The 4,158-nt window shown below is 68.8% G+C and carries 7 protein-coding genes, 1 tRNA gene and 1 pseudogene; 7 read left to right on the plus strand and 2 right to left on the minus strand.

From position 1 onward, the window contains the following. Nucleotides 1–102, plus strand: a 102-nt coding sequence (locus VGV13_01615) for a LuxR C-terminal-related transcriptional regulator (GenBank protein HEV8639782.1), incomplete at its 5' end; no start/stop codon positions are given. A 135-nt stretch (nt 103–237) separates the two neighbouring features. On the opposite strand, the gene VGV13_01620 is transcribed toward VGV13_01615, so the two are convergent. After that, nucleotides 238–314, minus strand: a tRNA-Arg gene (locus VGV13_01620). Between the two features lie 222 nt (nt 315–536). Between VGV13_01620 and VGV13_01625 the strand changes: the two genes are divergently transcribed. From VGV13_01625 to rpsU, 3 genes are read left to right on the plus strand one after another with little or no spacing between them, the layout of a single operon-like run. After that, on the plus strand, nt 537–851 hold the full coding sequence (locus VGV13_01625; GenBank protein ID HEV8639783.1) for an RNA-binding protein: 315 nt from the start codon (nt 537–539) through the stop codon (nt 849–851). A gap of 13 nt (nt 852–864) precedes the next feature. Beyond that, nucleotides 865–1,080, plus strand: a complete 216-nt coding sequence (locus VGV13_01630; GenBank protein ID HEV8639784.1) for a hypothetical protein — start codon at nt 865–867, stop codon at nt 1,078–1,080. Beyond that, nucleotides 1,077–1,283: a 30S ribosomal protein S21 gene (gene rpsU, locus VGV13_01635; GenBank protein ID HEV8639785.1), complete on the plus strand. Its 207-nt coding sequence runs from the start codon at nt 1,077–1,079 to the stop codon at nt 1,281–1,283. Before VGV13_01630 ends, rpsU begins: the two co-directional genes overlap by 4 nt. Here the strand turns inward: rpsU and VGV13_01640 are convergent. Next, on the minus strand, nt 1,280–1,579 hold the full coding sequence (locus VGV13_01640) for a hypothetical protein (protein HEV8639786.1): 300 nt from the start codon (nt 1,577–1,579) through the stop codon (nt 1,280–1,282). The genes rpsU and VGV13_01640 overlap by 4 nt on opposite strands. A gap of 476 nt (nt 1,580–2,055) precedes the next feature. Between VGV13_01640 and VGV13_01645 the strand changes: the two are divergent. The 3 genes and pseudogenes from VGV13_01645 (at nt 2,056) to VGV13_01655 (ending at nt 4,066) form a co-directional block, all read left to right on the plus strand. After that, a pseudogene (locus VGV13_01645) lies at nt 2,056–2,331 on the plus strand (AAA family ATPase). Between the two features lie 154 nt (nt 2,332–2,485). Continuing rightward, nucleotides 2,486–2,695 (plus strand): ATP-binding protein, encoded by a 210-nt coding sequence (locus VGV13_01650; GenBank protein ID HEV8639787.1) that lies wholly within the window; start codon nt 2,486–2,488, stop codon nt 2,693–2,695. Between the two features lie 18 nt (nt 2,696–2,713). Continuing rightward, complete coding sequence (locus VGV13_01655) at nt 2,714–4,066, plus strand: sigma-54 dependent transcriptional regulator (GenBank protein HEV8639788.1); 1,353 nt, start codon at nt 2,714–2,716, stop codon at nt 4,064–4,066. The last annotated feature ends 92 nt before the right edge of the window (nt 4,067–4,158 follow it).

Consider the following 4,158-nt stretch of genomic DNA (forward strand, 5'->3'; position numbering starts at 1 on the left):
CTGGCCACCGTCCGCAACCACGTGCAGAATCTCCTGGGCAAGCTCGGCGTGCACAGCCGCCTGCAGGCAGTCGCGCACGCCACCAATCACGGCCTGCTCTAACCCTTCCCCGGCATATCCGAAATCGCCGCGGACGCCTAGTGCCGTTCCAACTTGTTGATACTAAATCTGTCCACGAACGACGTACACGGTGCCTTCCTAGGCGCGAATAGTTGGAACGGCACTAGGCGAGACTGCTGGTGCGCCTGGCAGGAATCGAACCTGCGACCCTCGGATTAGAAGTCCGATGCTCTGTCCAACTGAGCTACAGGCGCATCAAGCACTTACGATACACCAGCCGCCCTCAGAATCGGGGCGGCCTCCCCCCACCCCGGGTTGTGCCAAGGCTTTTCGGGCGCATTTGTGGCATACTTGTCGCGTCTGGCCCGGTCGTCGGTTCATCGTGGACCCCCGCCTCACCAGACCACAGCTCTGGCGCTTTCTTCCGCGTTCCAGGGAGTGTCGCCAACAGCGGGAGATCTGTTCGGAGGTGCGCGATGGGGCACAAGCTTTTCATCGGAGGTTTGTCTTTTTCCACGTCCAGCGAGCGTCTGCGCGAGCTGTTCGCTCAGGCCGGCGGGGTTGAATCGGCCACGGTGGTGACGGACCGCGACACCGGGCGCTCGCGCGGCTTCGGCTTCGTCGAGATGGCGACGGCCGAGGAGGCAGACGCGGCGGTGAAGAAGTTCAACGGCCAGGAAGTGGATGGCCGGACGCTGAAGGTCGAGCGCGCCAAACCCGCGGGCTCGGGGGGCGGCGGTCGAAGCGGCGGCGGCTACCGGGGCGGCGGAGACGGTAGGAATCGCTGGTAAGGAGGCGCCCGAGATGCAGGTCGCGGCATTCTCGAGCTCGGCAGGCCCCGCCTGGCGGTGGCGCATCGTCGACGATGAGGGCGAAGTCATCGAGGAGTCGGCCGAAACGTTCCCGACGATCGTCAGGGCCGTCGCTCAGGGGACGCAGCGGCTCGTGCAGATGCGCGTCGTCGACCGCTCGCTCGTCATCCCCGCTATCGCTCGATCTCGCTGGCGAGGCCGCGCGTGAAGGTCGAGGTCGTCGACAACCAGGTCGAGTCCGCGCTGAAGGTGCTCAAGAAGCGCATGCAGAAGGAAGGGCTCTTTCAGGAGATGAAGCGGCGCGCGCATTACGAGAAGCCGTCGGTCAAGCGGAAGAGAAAGCAGGCCCAGGCCCGGAAGAAGCGTCGGCGGGCGCTCCAGCGCGCCCGTTCCTGGGAAGGGAACGACTAGGGCGACTGCAGGACGATCGCCTCCTCGGCCAGCGCGCTGGCGAACTTCGCCTTGCGCACCGCCTCGGCGTGATCCCGCTTGGTCTTGGCATTCTCGTGGTGGGCCTTGGCCTCGCCGAGGAGCTTCTTCGCCTCGTCGATCAGCGGCTTCGTATCGGCGCTCGTCTTCCCGGACTCCGCCTTGCGGATGAGATCACCCGCCTGCTTCATGACGACCGGGCAGTTGAAGGCCCAGGCCAGCGAGCCGCTCGCGAACACGCACGCCGCTGCCACGAGCACCACCACGAGCCTCGTCATGCACCGTCTCCTTGTCGCGGGAATGCGCTGGTCGGGGTGAGAGGATAACACGGTCCCGATCTAACAACGAGATCGCGTTTTTCGAGCACTTACGTTCGGCTGACGTAGGCAGGAGTGGGCAGCAGTGGGCGCGAATCCGCATTCCGCGCAACTCAGTTGCGGGCCAGCCGCGGCGCTCACCGCTCGCAGACGACATCGCCGTTGACGGGGGCTCCCCAGCGATGCTCGGCCGGGACGCGGCGATGAGGAACACGCCGACCGCCAGCAGGGGCACGGGCATCCGCTCGAGACGGTCGCGCCACCGGCGTCGGCGCGGAGGACCGGCGTCCGCGAAAGCGGCGCCGCCCGGAGTGCAGGGCGTGGCGGGCGGCCGCGCCGCTTTCTGCGAGCGATCGCCGGGTGGAGGATTGCTGTCTTTCAACCAGCCGCCCCGTAACCTTGCAATCAGCCGAGGTCCAGGGTTACGATTAGCCGCGGTGCCCGACGCCGCCCTGCATCCCCGCTTCGTCGTAGCGCGCCTGACCGAGGCGCTGGCCGATACGCCGGTGGTCCTGATCCACGGGCCGCGGCAGTGCAGCAAGACGACCTTGGCCCGCGTGGTCGGCGAGCCCAGGGGGTACGCCTCCTTCAGCTCCGATGACGAGGTCGCGCGGGCCGCCGCCGCAGCCGATCCGGTGGGCTTCGTCGCCGACCTCCCTGAGCGCGCCGTCCTGGACGAAGTGCAGCGGGTGCCGGCGCTCTTCACCAGCCTGCTGGAGGGCGACCTCCGCCGATCCCCATGGACCGGACGCGCCTGGCCCGGGTCTTCGAGAACCTTCTTGAGAACGCGATCCAGCATTCGCCCTCGGGCGGGGTCGTGACGGTCGAGGCGCGGGCGGTCCGCGAGGATAAGCGCGCCTGGATCGAGTGCCGCTTCACGGACTCCGGCCCGGGTTCGCGGGCGACGACCTCCCCTGGGTCTTCGAGCCGTTCTTCACCCGCCGCGCAGCCGGGACGGGTCTGGGACTCGCGCTCGTCGCCCGGGTCGTCGAGGAGCACGCCGGCACGGTGTCCGCGGCCAACCATCCCGACGGCGGGACGGTGATGACAGTGCGACTGCCGCCCGGCCGCGCGTAGGAAATCCCCCGCGACGCCATGGCTGGCCCTGTAATCCTGGTGATCGATGACGACGCCGACGTCCGCTCCGGCATCCGCGACTTTCTCGAGGCCCAGGGCTACGAGGTCGAGGAAGCCGACAGCGGCCGGCGTGCCGAGGAGGCGTTCCGGGCTTCAGCGCCGGACGCAGCCGTCCTGGATTACCGGCTCCCGGACGGGGATGCGCTCACGCTGCTGCCCCGTCTGAAGGGGATCGATCCCGTGGTACCGGTGGTGATCCTGACGGACCACGGGTCGATCGACCTAGCGGTGCGCGCGATCAAGGAGGGGGCCGAGCAGTTCCTCACCAAGCCGGTGGAGCTACCGTCGCTCCTCGTCATCCTCCAGCGCGTCATGGAGGTGCGGCGAGAGCGCCAGCGCGAGCTGGCCGGCCGGTCCCGGGAGTCGCGAGAGGAGGTCGCGCCCTTCGTGGGGACCAGCGCCGCGATCCGCGACCTGGAGGAGCAGGCCGGGAAAGTGGTCGGGGCGGAGAGCCCCATCCTCATCCAGGGGGAGACGGGGACGGGGAAGGGCGTGCTCGCCCGCTGGCTGCACGCCCACGGTCCCCGGAGCAACGAGGCGTTCGTGGACCTCAACTGCGCGGGGTTGTCGCGGGAGTTCGTGGAGACCGAACTCTTCGGCCACGAACGGGGCGCGTTTACGGGCGCCGTGAGCCGCAAGCTCGGGCTGCTCGAGGTCGCGCACCGGGGCACCGTGTTCCTGGACGAGATCGGCGACTTGAACCTCGAGGTGCAGGCCAAGCTCCTCAAGGTGCTGGAGGAGAAACGCTTCCGCCGGCTCGGCGACATCCACGATCGCCGAGTCAACATCCGGCTGATCGCGGCGACCCATCACGACCTCGGCCGGCTGGTCCGCGAGAAGCGTTTCAGGAGCGACCTGTACTTCCGGATCAGCACGGTTCCGCTCGTCGTCCCGCCGCTCCGGGAGCGCGCGGCGGACATCCCGCTTCTCGCCCGAGGCCTGCTCGCCCGGCTGGGCCATGAGCTGGGACGCGGGGAGGTGCGGCTGGCCCCGGAGGCGGAGCGGGCGCTCCAGGAGCACCCGTGGCCCGGCAATATCCGGGAGCTGCGAAATGTCCTCGAGCACGGGATCCTCCTGAGCCAGCGGAACGTGCTCGAGCGCCGGGACCTCCGCTTCGAGGGGCCGTCGGGGGCGGTCCCCCCGGCCGACGAGGCGGCGCTCACCCTCTCCGAGCTGGAGCGGCGCCATATCGAGCGCGTGCTCCGCCAGGAACAGGGCCACGTCCAGCGCGCGGCCCGTCGGTTGGGCATCCCCCGGAGCACCCTCTACCAGAAGCTCAAGCAGCACGGCATCGAACTGTCCAGAGTCTAGACGCCTCGTCTGAATCTCAGACGGACCCCGCCCGTTCGCCACGCCTGACTTGCCTTTCCCCGCGCAGATCTGCAGGGATCGCGGACCCCCGT

The organism is Candidatus Methylomirabilota bacterium (assembly GCA_036001065.1).
Lineage (GTDB): Bacteria > Methylomirabilota > Methylomirabilia > Rokubacteriales > CSP1-6 > MNEF01.